General features: G+C 40.9%; 14 protein-coding genes and 2 pseudogenes. 3 read left to right on the top strand and 13 right to left on the bottom strand.

Translation table 11 applies throughout. From position 1 onward, the window contains the following. Positions 1–193 precede the first annotated feature (193 nt). From JOC27_RS13635 to JOC27_RS02885, 6 genes and pseudogenes are all read right to left on the bottom strand, one after another. A pseudogene (locus JOC27_RS13635) lies at positions 194–1,348 on the bottom strand (CDP-glycerol glycerophosphotransferase family protein); the annotation flags it as partial. Positions 1,349–1,426: 78 nt separating this feature from the next. Beyond that, positions 1,427–4,900: pseudogene (locus JOC27_RS02865) on the bottom strand (CDP-glycerol glycerophosphotransferase family protein); the annotation flags it as partial. 439 nt (positions 4,901–5,339) lie between these two features. Then, the gene (locus tag JOC27_RS02870) at positions 5,340–7,571 is read right to left on the bottom strand and encodes a glycosyltransferase family 39 protein (RefSeq protein ID WP_205005503.1); all 2,232 of its coding nucleotides are present in this window, start codon (positions 7,569–7,571) and stop codon (positions 5,340–5,342) included. A gap of 204 nt (positions 7,572–7,775) precedes the next feature. Then, positions 7,776–9,140, bottom strand: coding sequence for an amino acid permease (locus JOC27_RS02875; protein ID WP_205005504.1), 1,365 nt, complete (start codon positions 9,138–9,140; stop codon positions 7,776–7,778). A 215-nt stretch (positions 9,141–9,355) separates the two neighbouring features. After that, positions 9,356–9,799, bottom strand: a complete 444-nt coding sequence (locus JOC27_RS02880; protein ID WP_205005505.1) for a hypothetical protein — start codon at positions 9,797–9,799, stop codon at positions 9,356–9,358. 3 nt (positions 9,800–9,802) lie between these two features. Further along, positions 9,803–10,102: a hypothetical protein gene (locus JOC27_RS02885; protein ID WP_205005506.1), complete on the bottom strand. Its 300-nt coding sequence runs from the start codon at positions 10,100–10,102 to the stop codon at positions 9,803–9,805. A 466-nt stretch (positions 10,103–10,568) separates the two neighbouring features. Between JOC27_RS02885 and JOC27_RS02890 the strand changes: the two genes are divergently transcribed. Beyond that, entirely contained in the window at positions 10,569–11,861 is a 1,293-nt protein-coding gene (locus tag JOC27_RS02890) for a VTT domain-containing protein (protein ID WP_205005507.1), read from the top strand. A gap of 101 nt (positions 11,862–11,962) precedes the next feature. On the opposite strand, the gene JOC27_RS02895 is transcribed toward JOC27_RS02890, so the two are convergent. Together JOC27_RS02895 and JOC27_RS02900 are read right to left on the bottom strand one after the other, a co-directional pair. Further along, complete coding sequence (locus JOC27_RS02895) at positions 11,963–12,211, bottom strand: SHOCT domain-containing protein (RefSeq protein WP_205005508.1); 249 nt, start codon at positions 12,209–12,211, stop codon at positions 11,963–11,965. A 387-nt stretch (positions 12,212–12,598) separates the two neighbouring features. Further along, positions 12,599–12,793, bottom strand: a complete 195-nt coding sequence (locus tag JOC27_RS02900) for a hypothetical protein (protein WP_205005509.1) — start codon at positions 12,791–12,793, stop codon at positions 12,599–12,601. A 259-nt stretch (positions 12,794–13,052) separates the two neighbouring features. On the opposite strand from JOC27_RS02900, the gene JOC27_RS02905 reads away from it, so the two are divergent. Beyond that, the gene (locus JOC27_RS02905; RefSeq protein ID WP_205005510.1) at positions 13,053–13,214 is read left to right on the top strand and encodes a hypothetical protein; all 162 of its coding nucleotides are present in this window, start codon (positions 13,053–13,055) and stop codon (positions 13,212–13,214) included. Positions 13,215–13,229: 15 nt separating this feature from the next. Then, the gene (locus tag JOC27_RS02910) at positions 13,230–13,466 is read left to right on the top strand and encodes a hypothetical protein (protein WP_205005511.1); all 237 of its coding nucleotides are present in this window, start codon (positions 13,230–13,232) and stop codon (positions 13,464–13,466) included. Positions 13,467–13,690: 224 nt separating this feature from the next. Here the strand turns inward: JOC27_RS02910 and JOC27_RS02915 are convergent, their stop codons facing one another. The 5 genes from JOC27_RS02915 to JOC27_RS02935 form a co-directional block, all read right to left on the bottom strand. After that, positions 13,691–13,945: a DUF2933 domain-containing protein gene (locus tag JOC27_RS02915; protein WP_205005512.1), complete on the bottom strand. Its 255-nt coding sequence runs from the start codon at positions 13,943–13,945 to the stop codon at positions 13,691–13,693. Positions 13,946–13,967: 22 nt separating this feature from the next. Further along, complete coding sequence (locus tag JOC27_RS02920) at positions 13,968–14,162, bottom strand: hypothetical protein (RefSeq protein WP_205005513.1); 195 nt, start codon at positions 14,160–14,162, stop codon at positions 13,968–13,970. Between the two features lie 282 nt (positions 14,163–14,444). After that, positions 14,445–14,645 (bottom strand): hypothetical protein, encoded by a 201-nt coding sequence (locus JOC27_RS02925; protein WP_205005514.1) that lies wholly within the window; start codon positions 14,643–14,645, stop codon positions 14,445–14,447. Beyond that, positions 14,645–16,054 carry a sensor histidine kinase gene (locus JOC27_RS02930; protein WP_205005515.1) on the bottom strand — a complete coding sequence of 470 codons (1,410 nt, stop codon included), beginning with the start codon at positions 16,052–16,054 and terminating at the stop codon, positions 14,645–14,647. The genes JOC27_RS02925 and JOC27_RS02930 overlap by 1 nt, the downstream gene beginning before the upstream one ends. Then, complete coding sequence (locus JOC27_RS02935; RefSeq protein WP_205005516.1) at positions 16,051–16,764, bottom strand: response regulator transcription factor; 714 nt, start codon at positions 16,762–16,764, stop codon at positions 16,051–16,053. The genes JOC27_RS02930 and JOC27_RS02935 overlap by 4 nt, the downstream gene beginning before the upstream one ends. Positions 16,765–16,878: the final 114 nt, after the last annotated feature.

Raw genomic sequence — 16,878 nt, forward strand, 5'->3', positions numbered from 1 at the left:
GCCTTATACTTTTTTATCTCTTCAGAACAGAGCAAACGGCGGTCGCTACATAGCGGCCGCCGTTTGCTTCTATTGTATCCACGCTGCATGAAACAGCAATGATAAAAATTTTGCTTGTTTAAACAGGTTGTCGATCGGTTTGTTTACTGTCTTCAATTGTGCGCTTTTTCATTGGCTCATGTCTTTTTGTGATTTTTCCAGACAGCAAAGCCTTTACGACTCGTTCTGATGAAGAACCATCCTCCCATTCACAGAACCGTTGATAAAAATCAGGGTAAGGATTCGTTCCCTTATAATCGAGCGCTTCTCGCACGGCAGGAAGCAAATGATCCATGTCTTTGACAATCGGACCCGGTGCCTCCTTCTCCAAATCAAAATAGAAGCCTCGAATTTCGTTGCCATAGTCATCCAGATCATACGTATAGAAAATAATTGGTCGTTTTAAATTGGCAAAGTCAAAAAACACAGATGAATAATCAGTAATCAGGCAATCCGAAACTAAATAAAGTTCTCTTATGTCGGGATAATCGGAAACATTCAGCACATAATCGTTAAAAGCGCTGAGATCAATCTGATCAGCTATCAAATAGTGAAGACGAACCAGCAGCACCGTTTCGGTTCCAAACTTCTCCTGCATTCGCTTTAAATCCAGCTTCAATTCAAACGTGTAGTGACCGATTTTTTTATATTCGTTATCCCGCCAAGTCGGTGCGTAAAGAATAACTTTCTTGTCATTCGGTATTCCTAATTTGGATTTGAGTTGGCTTATTTCTTCAGGATTATTTTTATTGTAAAGCAAATCATTTCTTGGGTATCCTGAAGGAATCATCTCGCCTTGAACTTCAAAAGCACGCTTGAATATCTCTGATGAATAAGCGTTCGGCGCCAGGCAATAATCCCATTTTCTTGCTTCACTTGTAAATTGGCTATGGTATTTCTGCAACGTCATACCCGGCATTGTAATATGCTCAATGTCTGCCCCAAGACGTTTCAATGGTGTGCCGTGCCATGTCTGCAGATAAACGGTATCCTTTGGCTTCGGTAGCCATAATGGCCATCTGCTATTGTTCACCCAATACTTCGCCTGTGCCCATTTTAACAACCCGCGATAGGAGTATTTGATCACATAAGGCACTTTTTCCTTCTTGAATACCGCTTCGTAGCCTTTCTGAACATTCCATATCAATTGATAATCCGGACAATGCGCTTTCATATATTCGTAAATCGCTCTCGGGTTATCCGAGTACTGCTTCCCGAAAAAGCTCTCAAAGAGAACAATTTTCTTACGGGGAAGACGTCCGAGACGACGAAAGAGCGCAGGGTAAACAAAGCTTGTCTTCTTTTTAATTAAATTTCTTAAAAAAGGCTCGCCCGGCTGTAATTCAATATCTGGACTCAAAAGCTGTTCTGCCGCTGTTTTCGCAGAATCACCACGACCGAATGTACAGAACTTATTGATAAATTGCTCATATTTCTCCTGATAATCATGCGATCCTGGCAGGTTTAACAAAGCGTCAATCAATTCCTCGTTGGTCTGAACGATAGGGCCAGGAACAGTCTGTTCATAATCCAAATACATGCCGCGCAGTTGATTCCGGTATTGATCCAAATCATAGGCAAAGAAAACCATCGGTCTTCGGAGATGCGCGTAATCAAACATAACCGATGAATAATCCGTGATCATCACGTCGGCTACAAGAAACAATTCTTGTATATCCGGGTAATAGGACACATCAGAGACAAATTCATTAGCAGCATCGCGTTCAAGCTTACTGGCAATAAAATAGTGCAGTCGAAGTAAGAGAACATACTCAGATGACAAACTTTTTTCTAATTGTTCCAGATCCAGTTTAAGATCGAACTGATCCCTTTGCCGAAAAGTCGGCGCATAAAGGATAATTTTCTTATCCGCGGGCAGATGAAGTTTCTTCTTAATCGCAGCAATTGATTGCGGATCGTTTTTCTGGTAAAGCAGATCATTTCTTGGAAAACCGCAAGGCACCATCTTGTTTTGAAACATGAAGGCCTTTGCCGCTATATCTGACATATACGGGCTCGGGGAAATCAGATAATCCCATCGCCCTGAGCGTTTAAGCAAAGCATTTTGCTTCTTCCGGGTATTAAAGGTCACTTTTTCATCAAGACCCATGGTTTTCATAAATGTACCATGGAGCGTCTGCATTTCAATCTGGCCTTTTCTTTTCACATAAAAATCCGGTAAATTGGTGTTTTCCACAAAATACTTGCCGCGAGCAAGATAGTAAAAGTAGCGCCAACTGTTTTTTCGTACGGCCTGTGCTGGAGCAGTGACCGGTGTGTATTCATTATTCAAAAACCAAATATATTTGTATTTTTTTCCATAGGTCTGGCTAATTGAGTCAAAAATTGCTTTAGGATTGTCATTGAATGCGCGTCCCCAGAGGCTTTCAAAAACAATGACATTCTTTTTAATTGGAAGAAAGCGCATTAACGGATAAAGGTACCATTTGATAAACTTTCGCCGCCGCGTCGACTGATCGAGAAAAGACCACTTAATCTCGGTTAGGAATTGCAGAGAAAAATGGCTGCCAATTTCCGAGCAAAATGACAGTTTCCCTTCCGTGTAACAAATTGCCGCCTGTTCACGAAGTACATTGGACAAAATCACAGGTCGTTTGATCACTTGCTTTCTGCCTGTTTGATCCACATGCAGTTCTTCGAGATAGAGGTTCCAAGCGCCAGTCGTAAACATTTTAAAAGAGCCATTTTTTTCGATCAGGTTGGCATGGACGGTGTAAGTATGCGCGTCCGGTAATCGATTGGGCAGATCAAAAGTCACGGGTGCAGCATTATTCTGCGATTCGAAAATAAGCCATCTCTTTTCAATCGCTAGTGTATCGGAAAAAGATGTTTCGGGCAGATGCAACTCAAGCGTCAGTGTCTGTTCCGCCAGAGACAAGTATTGGACCGTTGGGTGTTGCCATTTTGAAGCAAAAATCATTACCCGCTCTTCATCCGTTTCAATCAAGATATCTCTGTTCGCTAGCAGATGCACGGAGTCTGGATGAGTCAGCGCATTGCAAACCGGATAAGGGATCGGTTGTCCTGAAAGATGATAGCCGACCATCCAGCCTGTCTGATCAAACGTCATCTCACCAAGTTTTTCATTTGGAATAATTAACTCAAATTGCTTATCCGGAGCATCCGTGTGAATTTCAGGAACAAAAACAGTCGTTTTCTTCGTCTTTGTATTAAAAAGGCTGAAACAGATGTCTTCCACCTGCCTGTTTTTGCGGCCAATCAATACCAACTGATTATTGACTACTGATCCATCATGAATCAGAACATCAGGTTCATAAACGTCTAAAGACAGCTGATAGTTCCCATTATTATGAATCTTCCACGCTTTCCCACCAACGACACGAAAAACTGCATCCATTGTTTCATCGTTCGGATTTCCGAGTCGAATCGTTCGCTCAACCCCTTGAACGATTAGCATTAACTCAATCGCCCATCTGCCGACATTTAATTGATCAAGACTATCATTTGCTGCAATTTTTATCGTGAATTGAGACCAATCGTAGTCATAGACCCGAAGCAGCGGATTGAATCGACGTGTTTTGATGGTCCCCCATTTTCTTGTGACAGAAGGATCTTTTGTTAACGTCACGGGTAAGGCAAGCTGTTTTCCATTTTCCAGATTCACAAGTACCGCGCTCATGCGAACCTGCGATCTGCTCTTGGAATCAATCCCCTCAATATAAGCGTGACCTGTGATCGTGAAATGATCCTTATCCGCCCAGCCCATGGTCTGAACTCTGGATACTGCTTCAAGAGACTGATCCACACAAATTGGCTGATGCTTCATCGTTTCAGAAAAGCTATATTTCTTATACCAATGTCCGTCTTTCTGATAGGGCTTAAAGTTCAGATCCCGTCTACGCTTCATTTTCATCAATCGAATGACGTCTTCCATTTTATTCTGAAGGACGAGCTGGTAGGCGAGATTGAGACGTGCCGGCAATTTTGTATAGACGGATGGATCGAATTCTTTTAATTCTTTTGAAAGCAATTGTTGTAATTGATTAATATGAACAGAATCCGCGGACGGCAAGGCTTTCAAATAAAAATAATAGTCGACAATTAAATATTTAAATTGATTGGCAAGGCGGATTTCTTGGGGCACCGGATGCTTCGTCATAAACGCACGAACCATCTCTAACGCCTTCAGACGATCCATAAAGTTACCAATATCATTTTTTCTCTGCGTGATCGACTGATCATCGTTTTCCCGAATGCGCCAATAATAAATGGTCTTCTCGACAATATCTACAGACGATGCAAGAAAATGCGCAGGAATGGTTACTGGAATATCTTCGTACAGCATCCCTTCAGGAAAGGAAAACTGATGTTTTTCCCAGAAAGATCGTTTGTATAATTTGTTCCATGCCGTTGTATCGTAAAGTAATGAAGGTGTTTGGGTAATATGCGTTTTTTCCTTGGTATCGTAGATTGCCTTTTTATGGAGCCAAGATCGTATATTTTTCTTTGAATTGAAGCGATTCACGCCACCGACAACGATATCCGAATGGGTATGCTGCGCCATCCGATAAAGGACTTCATAGGCATCGAGGCTCAGATAATCATCGCCATCGACAAAGGCAAGGTACTCACCCTCGGCATAGGCTACACCTACATTTCTAGCCGCCCCTAAACCCTTATTTTCTTGATGGATCACCTGGAAATGGTCATAGTTTTCCGCATATTGGTCCATTATTGCGCCTGTTCCATCCTGGGATCCATCGTCGACCATAATGACCTGTATCTGATTAAAACTCTGTCCGGCAATAGAATCCAGACATTGTCTGATATAATTCTCTACTTGATAACCTGGAACAATCACACTGATTTTATAGTCCATCACTTTGTCTTCCTCGCTTATTCGATTGCAGTAGCCATCGAAAGGATTTAATCACAGCCAAAGTACCTTCAATGCAGATTTGAAGCATCTTAATGTGACTCCCTTAAGTGTATGGAGAATGTCCGTAATTAGTCATTAAAGGAAAATGAGATATTCTTAAAATTTGATTAAAATTTTCTCATTTATGGCTAGATTAACGAAGTTTTATTAAATAGTCAATCACCCAGGAATAGGCCAAATTTATAGCTTGTCCTTAGCTATGAATTAAAATGCGGCTTTTGATCAACAGGCTTATCTTGACTACACGTCAGCTGCTCGCTTGCCGCGGGCGCTGCATCTTTTGCGAAAAAATCTTCTATATTCTTAACATATTTAAAAAGCGATCTGCTGAAAAAACAGCAAATCGCTTTTTGGCCTGTCACAATCCATTTTCAGGATGTTAGGCATCTATTGCCTTCATGCCTTTGCCTGATGATCCCGATCGTTTTCCCCGCGAACCCTTGCGTACGGATTCCCTGAAACGGTACATTGCAATGAGTAAAATCAGTAATGGAATACTCAAAAGTGTCAAATAAACCGGCTCACTTAAGTAGGGATGATTCCCTTTCGTGTAGACTTGAAACATTAAATCTTTTTTGTGCTGTATTTGGTCGTTCAGATAAAGCGCCCCGCCTGAGTAGAGATCCATTTGCTCGTACCAACCTCTTTGATTCATTGCAAGCGATAATTTGGAATCTGGCACTCCCGTAAGCTTTTTGATTGTCAAAGTATAACGGTGATTCGAAGCGTGCGTCCAATGGTGAATCGGAATCGTTACGTGCCCACTCCGCTTTAATCGATTACTGTTCACGATTTTTTGCCCAATGACCGAACGGCTGCTTTTCCCATTCGCTGTGACGGATGCCAAATAGCGCGCCGCTCCCTGATGTTTCAAGACGCGAAATCGAACAGCCTTAAAAGGCTTTTTTGCTGTAAAAGTTTGCTTAACTTGCTGCGTCGCGCGCACAATGGCAATCGTTTTCTTGATGCTGACTGACTGATCGATCACATAATTAGGCTTAGCATCAACGATTTGTGTGACGGTCTGATTATTTTTCAAAGCGATGCTTGCTGTCAATGCCAACAAGCCTGTCATCCCCAACATACCCGCTTTATAATACAGACGCACGTTCTTCGCTTTTCTCGTAAAAATAACTGCTAAATCATAGAGTTCTTGCAACCCATAGATGCAGCCTGTCAATTGCAGTACCGTGAACAGCAAGGCATAACGCGGCTCTGCCTCCCAAACGATGACGTAGAACAGGAAACTTCCGAATAAACATAATTGAAGATACAAATTTTCATCGTATTTTCGCTTGCGAATCAACCGAATCGCAGCCAAGGCAAATAGAATCCATTCAACGATATGGATACCTTGTATCGCATAGACGATCAGCTCTTTTCGATTGCCAAAGAGATAATTATACGGTACAGAATAATTGCTTGTATTATGGGTGTACCAATAATAACCGATACTGCCATCTGCGAATGTTCGCGCATCTTTGATCGCCCATATTTTGCTAAAACCGAGAAGACCGTCTTTTTTTATTCTATTCTGGATCACGCGAATATCGGCAGACTCTTTTTTCTGTTGGGTCGACGGATTGCGTGACAATAGGTAATCATTCTTATTATATCTTCCTGCGTCCGATGTTCCGAGCACCATCCAACTCGTCACAGGCATTTGCAGGGCCATATTTTTATGAAAACCCATTTGTTCCTCATAGGTCTGAGCAAGCTTGCCGAAACCAGTCACGAGAATGAGCGTAACGAGTAACAAATAGAGCGCTTTTTTTACTTTTTTAACTAAAAGTAGATAAATGATGGTCGCAGGAAGCATAAGAATAATATTTTCCCTGATTTGAAAACCAATCGCAATTAATACGGCACAGTAAACCAGATACTTCAACTGTCCCGTTCGTGTCAATCGGAAGACGAAATACAACACCAACGAAGGAAACATCAGCGCAAATGAATCGGTATAAAAGTAGGTCAGATAGAAAAAAAGCGGAAAACAAGTTAAAACGAGAATCAGAAATAAATGACCCATTTTCCTGTTTTGTGACGACACAATGAATCGCCAAGCGAAATAGATGGCAATGTTAAGCGCCATCGCACTAGAAATTTGATCCGCATAGATGAAAAGATGTGCCTGCCCGAGACAAATATAGCGGTATAACCAGTAGCGAATGATGGTGATGCTGATATTATTCGGATAGATCTGAAAATAATCCATAATGCCAGGCGTACGCCGATGCTTCAGCATATCAATTGCTTGCGAGTACGTATGACCGCCATCAAAACTAGGTGGTAAGATGCCGTGGAATAAGGCAATGATCAATAGCTCAAACAGAATAACTACTCCCCATAAAGCAAGAGAAACAGATTTTTCTTGTCTAGGGGACATCCGTTTGAAAGCGCGCATTAACAGAAGGAGTAAGAGTAGATATATCAATGAGAAAAGGAATAATGCGATCGGAATATCGAGAAAATGAAAATACTTGCCAAGATACAATCCGGTCATTTTCCAATAATAATCAGGAAAGATGAAACAAGCGACAATTGTTAGCATGAGTACAACTAAATTGACAATTGAAAAAGCAATGACCCATGGTCGAAGATAGCCTTTCACAAAAACCACCTCAAAACATCTCACGATAAATTTTTTCCAGCCTTTATTTTAGAGAATAATGATTGAAAAGAAAAGAAATGTTGAAAGAATTAAACATTAGAGATCTTTCATGATCGCTCAGATTAGCCAAATAAAAAAGACACCCATCGAGCGCCGAAACGCTCAAGGGATGTCGCTTGAATTCATTGATAAATGTGTTAAAGCTTAACGATGATCCGAATCACGCCGATTGATGCCAAATACGTAATAACTAATGACAACAAGGCCTAAGAAAATAATCCCGGCAATTAATGATAAACGGGTATCCGTATTAAACCACATGCCAATCAATATGGCGATTAAGAACGCAATCGTCAGATAATTTGCGAGTGGCGTAAGTGGCATTTTAAATGGATGTTGGCCCATTTCGGCCTTCCGGACCTTTCTGAATCGGATTTGACTGATTAAGATGACAAACCAAGGGATCATACCTGGAAGTACACTCGCGCTATAGACATACACAAAGACCTTCGGCGGTGCAATATAGTTTAAAACGACACCAATGGCTAGACCAATGAGCACAGCGATTGTTCCGTACAGAGGCACCCCATGACGCGAAACTTTCATAAAGAACTTCGGTGCCTGTCCCATTTCGCCTAATGTATAGAGCATTCGGCCAGCACTGAAAATGCCGCTGTTGCATCCCGACATGGCGGCGGTTATGACAACAAAATTAATGATGCCGGCTGCAGCTGTGATACCTATTTTCGCGAATGTCGTCACAAAGGGGCTTCCGATCGCATTCAATTGATTCCAGGGATAAACGGTGACGATAACAAAAATCGCGCCAATATAGAAGATCAAAATACGCCAAATAATACTTTGGATCGCATGGGTCAGCGTATGTTTCGGATCTTTTGCTTCACCAGCCGTAATCCCAATTAATTCAACGCCTTGATAAGCGGCAACGACGAGCGATAAAGCAAAGAAGAAACCTTTCCAGCCTCCTGTAAAAAAACCGCCATGCGTCCAAAGATTTGATAAGCCGATCGCCTTCCCGCCATTACCGAATCCGAGAAAAATAAGTCCCAAACCAGCAATAATCATCACCACGATAGTCACGACTTTAATTAATGCAAACCAAAATTCGAATTCACCGAATGACTTCACAGAAATCAAATTTGCCGCGCCAAGAATAACCATGACAATGATACTCGGTATCCATGCAGGCAACGACGGGAACCAGAATTTTATGTAGACGCCAACAGCAATGACTTCAGACATGCCCACGATAAGCCACTGGAACCAGTTACTCCATGCGGTGAGATAGCCCGCAAGCGGATGGATATAGTTGTGCCCGAATGTCGCAAATGAACCGGTGCTGGGCTCAAGGTACAGCATTTCTCCCATCGCACGCATAATGAAAAAGATAAATAGGCCGCTGATTGCATAGGCGAGAAGAACGGATGGCCCTGTCCATTGTATGGTGCTAGCCGAGCCCATAAATAACCCCACGCCAATTGTACCGCCCAGAGCAATCATCTGAATATGCCGTGCGCTGAGTCCTCGCTTTAGTTGTTTATTTTCCAATCTGCATCCTCCAGTATGTAAATTCAAGTTACCCTTTATCATTCCCTCATGTAAAAGACCTATTTGTCCCAATCATCTCAATTTAAGATACTTTTGCCCATTGTTTGAATAATTTACCAATTAATTGCAAAAAAATAGCTACAACAATTGTGCTACGGCTGCTCGCTTGCAGCGGGCAGGACGGGCGTTTCCCCAGGCAGGCAAGTAACCTGCACTCATTTTAAGGGAACGCTCAATATTTTTGCGACGGTCTTGAGATTCTCGCGATTTACTTTTATGAGCTCTTTAATTTTTGTTCGATCCTTGCTCATTATCGCATCTTGGAGTTCATCATACTTTCCATGTACCTTTTCAGCATAATCCGCTCCCTTTTTTGCTTTCAACGATGGAAGAATTCGAACATGAAATTCATCATGAAGTTGATTGGCGAGAGAAGTAGCGGATTTATAATCTGCTTGCTTCATTTCTTGCTCAATGGACGTTAATCCCTTCAATTCATCTTGAAAAGCTTTTGATAGAGAACTTTGATGACCGTTTTTCATTGACATACCTTTCATCGCGTCCTTGTGCTGCTGAGAACTACCGCTTTGTGCTGTGCCGCACGCTGTAAGACTCACGATCATTATGAGCCCAATCATTGCTGTTATCGTTTTACTCACTTTTTACCGCCTCTTTTTTCTGTTCCTTATTTTTATGATGAAATGAATCCACATCCAAATACCAGATAAGCTCAGAATAATCATACAGATCGCCCCAAGGTCAGTAAGCCAAACGATCGATGTATTTCCTATTGTTCCAGAGTGAATCGCGAAAATAAATTCCTGCAACCGCATCGTGGTATTTGAAGAATAGCCAATTAAGGAACGATGGTTCAATAAAATGCCTGTTACAGCCATCAGTAAAACGAGCAAAGAACCAACTAACCCAGCAGTAAGATGAATCGTTTTCAGTACTTTATACATAAGCAACACTCGCATCATATTCATATTTGTGACAAACTATTGTCCATCAATAAAATATACCATATTAACTTTGGAAATTCTGTTTCGATGCATTTTTATCCTTTTTATCCCCCCGCTGTTTTTTTGCGACTAATGACTAGCATCGAAATGTGCTATTGATCGTCAAGCTTAGCTTCACCACATTTCAACTAATTCAGACCATATCATAGTTTTCAAATATAAAAATGAGCTGCTCTTCAGAAAAACTTGGCTTAGCTCATTCTTCTAAACCATGGGTTGCCTACTCGAATTCAATTGCGAAAATGACGTATCGAATAACGAAAAAAATAACAGAATAAAAACACTGAAAAAACTTTGAAAAAAGTATAAACTATCAAAGAACTCTTTATCATTTTTTTATTGCTCATTAGTCAAATCGACGAAACTATTCCCGATAATATTTTGATAGATACAGTGGAGGCATTCGATGAACGGAATCATTCATTTGCTTAACCAATACGGATATATTGCCATATTTATATCACTCATGCTCGAACTTATCTGCATCCCGATTCCAAATGAAGCACTCCTTAGTTATGTAGGTATTCTCGCTTTCAAAGGAAAAATGAATCTTTTTTTATCTATCTTCTTTGCCGGTATGGGTGGAATAATCGGGGTCACGATCTCGTATTGGATTGGCTATAAACTCGGTGCACCATTCTTTCGTAAGTTCGGCCACTATATCCATATGGGGCCTGAAAAAATGGAAAGAATAGCGAAGTGGTACGGTAAATATGGGAAGGTCTTGCTGATTTTCTCTTACTTCGTTCCTGGAATACGCCATATTGCGAGCATTATTTCTGGGATTATTCATCTACCCTTTCGTTCTTTTTGTTTCTTCTCTTACATAGGGGTCTATCTTTGGGTGAGCACCTTTGTTTTCCTCGGCTTCATACTGGGTCCGGAATGGGACAAGTATCAAGTCGAAATTAAAAAATGGCTCTTATTGATCAGCATACTTATTTGTATTGGTCTTATCGGTTATTTTGTGATTAAGGCGAATAAAGATTATCTTAAAGAATCCATTTTGCTTCTATTTAAATCTTTTTTTAAGCGCTACAGAAGCTTTTTAAGAATTAAACTCTATATTGTCTGCGTCTTTATAATTTTTGTCTCTCTTTTTACATTTATGATCGGATTGATTCAAGACTTCGTTGCTCAAGAGTTCAATCATTTCAACACGATATCAAGAACAATCATTTTCTCTCTATTCAATGATCATTGGCGTCCACTTATGAATCATTTGTATACTCTATCTTCATGGACGGCTTTGGGCATTGTTTTCATTTTCACAGTACTCATCATCTTTATCAATAATACAAACCGCTGGCTTGAACTTCTTTTCTTAACAATAATCGTGGTCGGTAGTTTTCTCTTCTCATCCGGTTTACGCTGGGTATTCCATTATATACTAAGTAGCAGCACGGTCAGTTCAGATTTTCCAGACATGAACGCAGTGACCTTTGTTACTTTCTATGGCGCACTCTTGCTGATGTTTCTGCGTCATCAAAGGAATTATATTTTCGGAGGGATTTTGTTTTTCGTATTAATTTTCATTTTATTAAGTTTTTCTATTTGCAATGTCTATCTCTATCATATAAACCCAAGTGATTTAGTTGCGGGCTACGTCTTTGGAGCAGCCTGGGTTACTGGAATGGCATTTACACTTGAATTATTTCGCTTTGTGTCACTTCTGAAAAATGACTATAAAACCGGTTGAGTCTGATTGCAAAACTACCAAATCATATCTATTCAAGCGCATAAAAATAGAGCGCCGGATGAGCGCTCAAGAAACATCGATTACATTTCGAAGGTTTATTATCACTTTTTTAGTACGTCTTTCATTTTCTTATATTCTTCCTCTGTAATCTCACCTTTTGCGAACCGTTCTTTAAGTATTTCTTCGCTACGTGAGTAATTTTCCGATCCAAAAAGATGGTTGCCTCGCTTAATCAATAGAAATACCAAAATGATGACAACCAGTAAGAACAGCATCTGAATAATCCCTCCTACTAAGGCCGATCCATAGCCCCAGCCCATCATTCCATTATTCCAACCCCAACCCATCATTAGGCTCACGCTCCTTTCTTTACACAGATATTCTTCTTATTAGGATTAAATGATTGCTCATTAATAATCATTCGCACGTCACATGAAAATTTTGTCATTAGAAAAACGAGACTTATCCAAGTCTTTTTTTGCAACAAGTGCACGCCGGCTGTCGCCTTCCGCGGGCGCCACGTCAACTTTAGAAGTTCAAAGTCTTATACGAGCCGCGCCGGTATTGTTCCTAAAAGGTGCTCGAGTGCGTTACTGACCCACCTTTCCCAAACGGGTCATAAATGTTTCTTCTTGAGACAAAATGAGGACTACGCTTATAGTCCTCATTTTTCTATTGATCATTTTTATTAGCGAGATCCGACGGAAGTTTTACTACCATTGATGCATAGAGTTGAGTTACCCTCTGATATCAATCAATTTGCCGAGTCCTTCCGCAGCTTCGCTACCCTGGTCATTGTCATGATCTTTGTCTACAGCCGCTGCTTGTACTTGTTGATTTTGCTGTGCTGCATGTAATTGCTGAGCTTGTGCTTGTTGTGTTGCATAATCGAATCGATTCTGAATGCTCGATGAGACACCACTTATCGACATAGTTCCCCCTCCTTTCATTGAATGTCACATAGATTATCGTCAATAGTTAGAGCAAGTGAAGGAAAATCAGCAAGATTTAATATTAGAAAATTATCATAAATCAAATGGGATTATAATGAGCGTTCTGAATCTGTCCGAATTTCTTTAACAAATGCTCGAGATAGACCTCATAAATGATTATTCAATAATCAGGAACACATCGTGATTAGGCGAATAACATGGTTGCGTAAAGGTTGATGAAAGGAATGAGGTGTTTGGTGTGAATCAGACGCGCGAAGTCGTTTTACAAAATGAATGGAATAAAGTCATTGCATCTTCTTTCAGCTTTATCGGTGTGTTATTTTTTTTAGTCTCTGCAATTATTTCTTTATCAGCGACCTACAAATCATACGTTCTCGCAACTGAAAATATTTCTGTCTAAGAAAGGAATCGTAAAATGAACACAATTATTAAAATTTTGGAGGATGTAAAAAAATTGGTGACTTATTGTGAGCAGAATCAGATGAGTCTCGAAGATTGCATACTCTGCTTACAGGTACTCCAACTGATGCAAAATCACGAGACAGCGAACGAAACAACCGTATTAATGAAACAGTCTGGACAGTTATTTGACCAATCCAGTCAGGTCATGTCCAATTTATTCAATTGGGTTGAATCGCAAAAGTCGGAATAAGTGGCGAGCACGGTGAAATGAATAACAATTTCCTTAAGATTACAACAGATTTTTTTAGAAAAACTTGGCTTAACCAAATCCTTTTTTTGCGTCACGTACTTCGGCTGTTCGCTTGCCGCGTGCACCGACGTTTCCAAGCTGGAGCCCCCATTAAAAAAAGACGAAAAACCTGGTTGGGTTTTCGTCCCCTATAAAGAAGAATCGATGTAAAATTATTTTACAGATCAATGATGATGTCCATTACCTTTCTTCATCATAGCCGGCATCATAAACAGATGCATCAATGGGCAAATGAGTACCGCCGCGAGGATGAGCAAATTTGATCCTGAAAATCCCCCTGTGAAAAACAGACCGATGATCACAGCTATTGGGATAATGAGGCAGACAGCCATCATCCGATGATGATTGTGTTGCTGCGTTCCATGTTCATCATGATTTTCATTTTCCTGTTTATGATCATGATTTCCACAACAATTCATTATAAATTCCTCCTTAATTTTATTATTCTTGCTTACTTTTAAGCTGCTGAAGTTGTTCCTTCAAGCGTTTATTCTGTTCTTTCAGGTCATCTACTTCAGTAGAACTTTTTTGATGTCCGGAATGTTTTGCGTCTGAATGATTTCCTCTCATCATCAATAACATCATTGGGAGCATCATCAGCGGACAAGCAAGTAACGCTAACCAGCTCAGATCCATTGATTCCTTCCTCCTCTCATTCTTTAATCATGATTTTAGACTAGAATTGTGTTGAACTTGTGTGGAAAGCATGTTGAAAGTGAATAAATTCTCAGAAAAAATTTTGGCATAGCCAAGTCCTTTTTCAACAATTGCGCTTCGGTTGCTCGTTTCCTCGGGCGCCGCGTCTCCTCTGACAAGCGAGAATCTGCGGGGGCTCACTTGACTCGCAGTTCCCGCAAGGCGCCAGAGCACCTGCGCTGCATTTTTGTGCACAAATCCTTATACTTTCTTAAAAAGGTATTATCCTTTGTTTCGGTAATGGAACCAGACATAAAGGATGCCGAAGAGGATCGCAGGGCAGGCGGCCCACATGCAGACTTTGAAAAGAGTTCTTCCAAATGCAAGAAAGCTTTCATGGCCAAATGCATTGGCAGAGAAGAGTAGGCAGGTAAGTCCCATGATGATTAAAAGGATGGAAAAAAACCAATCTATTTTCTTCATTAGCTAATCCCGCCCCTTCTCTGCTTTTTTTCATGAGTAAAGATTAATATAAAAGTCGTCCCGACACCCATTTGACTAGCCACGCGAACCGTTCCACCCTGCATTTCAACGTATTTTTTGACGAGGGATAAACCTAAACCTGTCCCGCCGTATTCACGCGCACGGGACTTCTCCACTCGATAAAATCGCTCAAAAATGTAAGGCAACTCTTTTTCAGGAATGCCAATGCCGGTGTCTGAAACAGACAGAATAGTTGCTTCTTTTGTCGCAGTCAGTCGTACAAGAACACTGCCCTTCTCCGTATAGCGGATGGCATTTTCAAGTAAATTTAAAAGCACCTGCTCCATCCGCTTTTGATCGCCTCGTAAAAGAGGGATAGGATCATGTATATCGATCTGTATACTTAACCGCTTATTTTCAGCTTTAAGTTTAACTTTCTGAACAGCTGTTTTAATGGTTACTTTCAAATCCATCCATTCCATATTCAATTTGATCTGTCCTTCCTCCATTTTTGAGAGGTCGAACAGGTCATTAATCAAATGTTCAAGTCGGACGGATTCCTGATAAATAATAGACAGATACTGCTCTTTTTCTTTATCAGAATCAACTAATCCATCTTTAAGAACTTTAGCATACCCCTGTAGATAAGTTACTGGCGTTCGGAGTTCATGTGAAATGTTTGAGAAAAACGCTCGCCGTGTATCGCGATATCTTTGCAGACTTGCAGCCAGATCATTAATGGAGTGCCCAAGCATACCAATTTCATCCTGACTTCCGACCTGAAGCCGCGCCTCCCAGTTTCCTTTTGCCATTGTATTGGTCATTTGTTGCATTTGAAGCAGTCGACGTGAAAGTAGTTTACTCATGATTAGAATCATCCCTAAAGCGAGAAGAAAAGCGCCTAATCCAGAAAGCATCAGCAAATTCCGAAGGCGTTGTAAGGAATTGTCTATTTTTTTCATGGATGAGACAATATAGAGCGCAGATCCCGTCGTTCTTCCCATTCGAACAGGTTTTCCAACGACATAAAACCGATTTCCCTGACTATCCTGTTTTTGAAAGGCTACAGAATGGCCGGAATGCAGTCGGTGGGTATCACGTGCCCGTATAAAAGATAGATTCTGCTTTTTTTCTCCTGAAAGCGTCAAAATTTTTCCTTCATGAGTCAACCAAAAGACCTTCACACTTGAAAATTTAGCAAAAGCGCGAATCATGGATTGCGAAGAGCTATCATTAGACGCTGCCATGGTTACAAAGTGTGCCGCAATTTCCTGTGTATTGTCCTTCATTTGCGCATCATAGAAATTGGTGAACAAGCGATCCACCGCAAGGCCGGAAGACACGAGAATCACAATCATCAGCGCGAGTACAGCCGCACCCAATTTTAAGCCAATTCGATTGATCGTCATGATTTTCCAACCTCTGCCTCAAATTTGTAGCCGACCCCCCAGCTTGTCTGAATCGGGTTATAGGCTAAACCGGATCTTTTTAATTTCTCTCTGATATTTTTGACGTGGATATCAACAACCCGCGCATCTCCTTCGAAATCATAACCCCATATTTGCTCGATCAACTGTTCACGGGACAGAACACGGCCTTTATTTTTCGCCAGCGTTGCAAAAAGATCGAATTCTTTTGGGGTTAAATCCAACGATTGATCATGAACAAAGACCTGGCGTCCATCTCTGTCAATCGTTAATTCAGAAAAATACAGCACATCGTTATTTGTTTGATTGGCAGGTGTCGAAGATGCGCGACGAATCAATGCATGAATACGCGCAATAAGTTCCTCCGGGTCAAAGGGCTTCGTCAGATAATCATCAGCCCCGAGTTCCAACCCCTGGACTTTTTCTTTTGTCTCACCGAGAGCCGTTAGCATCAGGATAGGAACAGATTGTGTCTTCCGGATCGATCGGCAGACCTGCCAACCATCCATATTGGGCATCATTACATCAAGGATGACCAGATCAAAGGACTGATTTTTTATTTTCAGCAGCGCTTCATGACCATCCGCTGCCTCAACAGGATTAAAGCCTTCTTTGGACAAATAGATCCGTAACAAATTGCGTAACTTCCAGTCATCATCCACCATTAAGACCTGTAATTTCTTCACATACATCACCTTCTTCCATCATACAGCAAATATTTTCGTGATAATATTTTTCAACAAATTAAAATCAGCGCACATTCTTACTTATCGCCTAAAAAAAATGCCTCTAACCCATTCCGGGCG

This window comes from Sporolactobacillus spathodeae (assembly GCF_016908935.1).
Lineage (GTDB): Bacteria > Bacillota > Bacilli > Bacillales > Sporolactobacillaceae > Sporolactobacillus > Sporolactobacillus spathodeae.

Coding starts and splice junctions, on each gene's coding strand:
- JOC27_RS02885 (WP_205005506.1), bottom strand. CDS start 10,102: ATGTATAAAGTACTGAAAACGATTCATCTTACTGCTGGGTTAGTTGGT.
- JOC27_RS02890 (WP_205005507.1), top strand. CDS start 10,569: ATGAACGGAATCATTCATTTGCTTAACCAATACGGATATATTGCCATA.
- JOC27_RS02895 (WP_205005508.1), bottom strand. CDS start 12,211: ATGATGGGTTGGGGTTGGAATAATGGAATGATGGGCTGGGGCTATGGA.
- JOC27_RS02900 (WP_205005509.1), bottom strand. CDS start 12,793: ATGTCGATAAGTGGTGTCTCATCGAGCATTCAGAATCGATTCGATTAT.
- JOC27_RS02910 (WP_205005511.1), top strand. CDS start 13,230: ATGAACACAATTATTAAAATTTTGGAGGATGTAAAAAAATTGGTGACT.
- JOC27_RS02915 (WP_205005512.1), bottom strand. CDS start 13,945: ATGAATTGTTGTGGAAATCATGATCATAAACAGGAAAATGAAAATCAT.
- JOC27_RS02920 (WP_205005513.1), bottom strand. CDS start 14,162: ATGGATCTGAGCTGGTTAGCGTTACTTGCTTGTCCGCTGATGATGCTC.
- JOC27_RS02925 (WP_205005514.1), bottom strand. CDS start 14,645: ATGAAGAAAATAGATTGGTTTTTTTCCATCCTTTTAATCATCATGGGA.
- JOC27_RS02930 (WP_205005515.1), bottom strand. CDS start 16,054: ATGACGATCAATCGAATTGGCTTAAAATTGGGTGCGGCTGTACTCGCG.
- JOC27_RS02935 (WP_205005516.1), bottom strand. CDS start 16,764: ATGTATGTGAAGAAATTACAGGTCTTAATGGTGGATGATGACTGGAAG.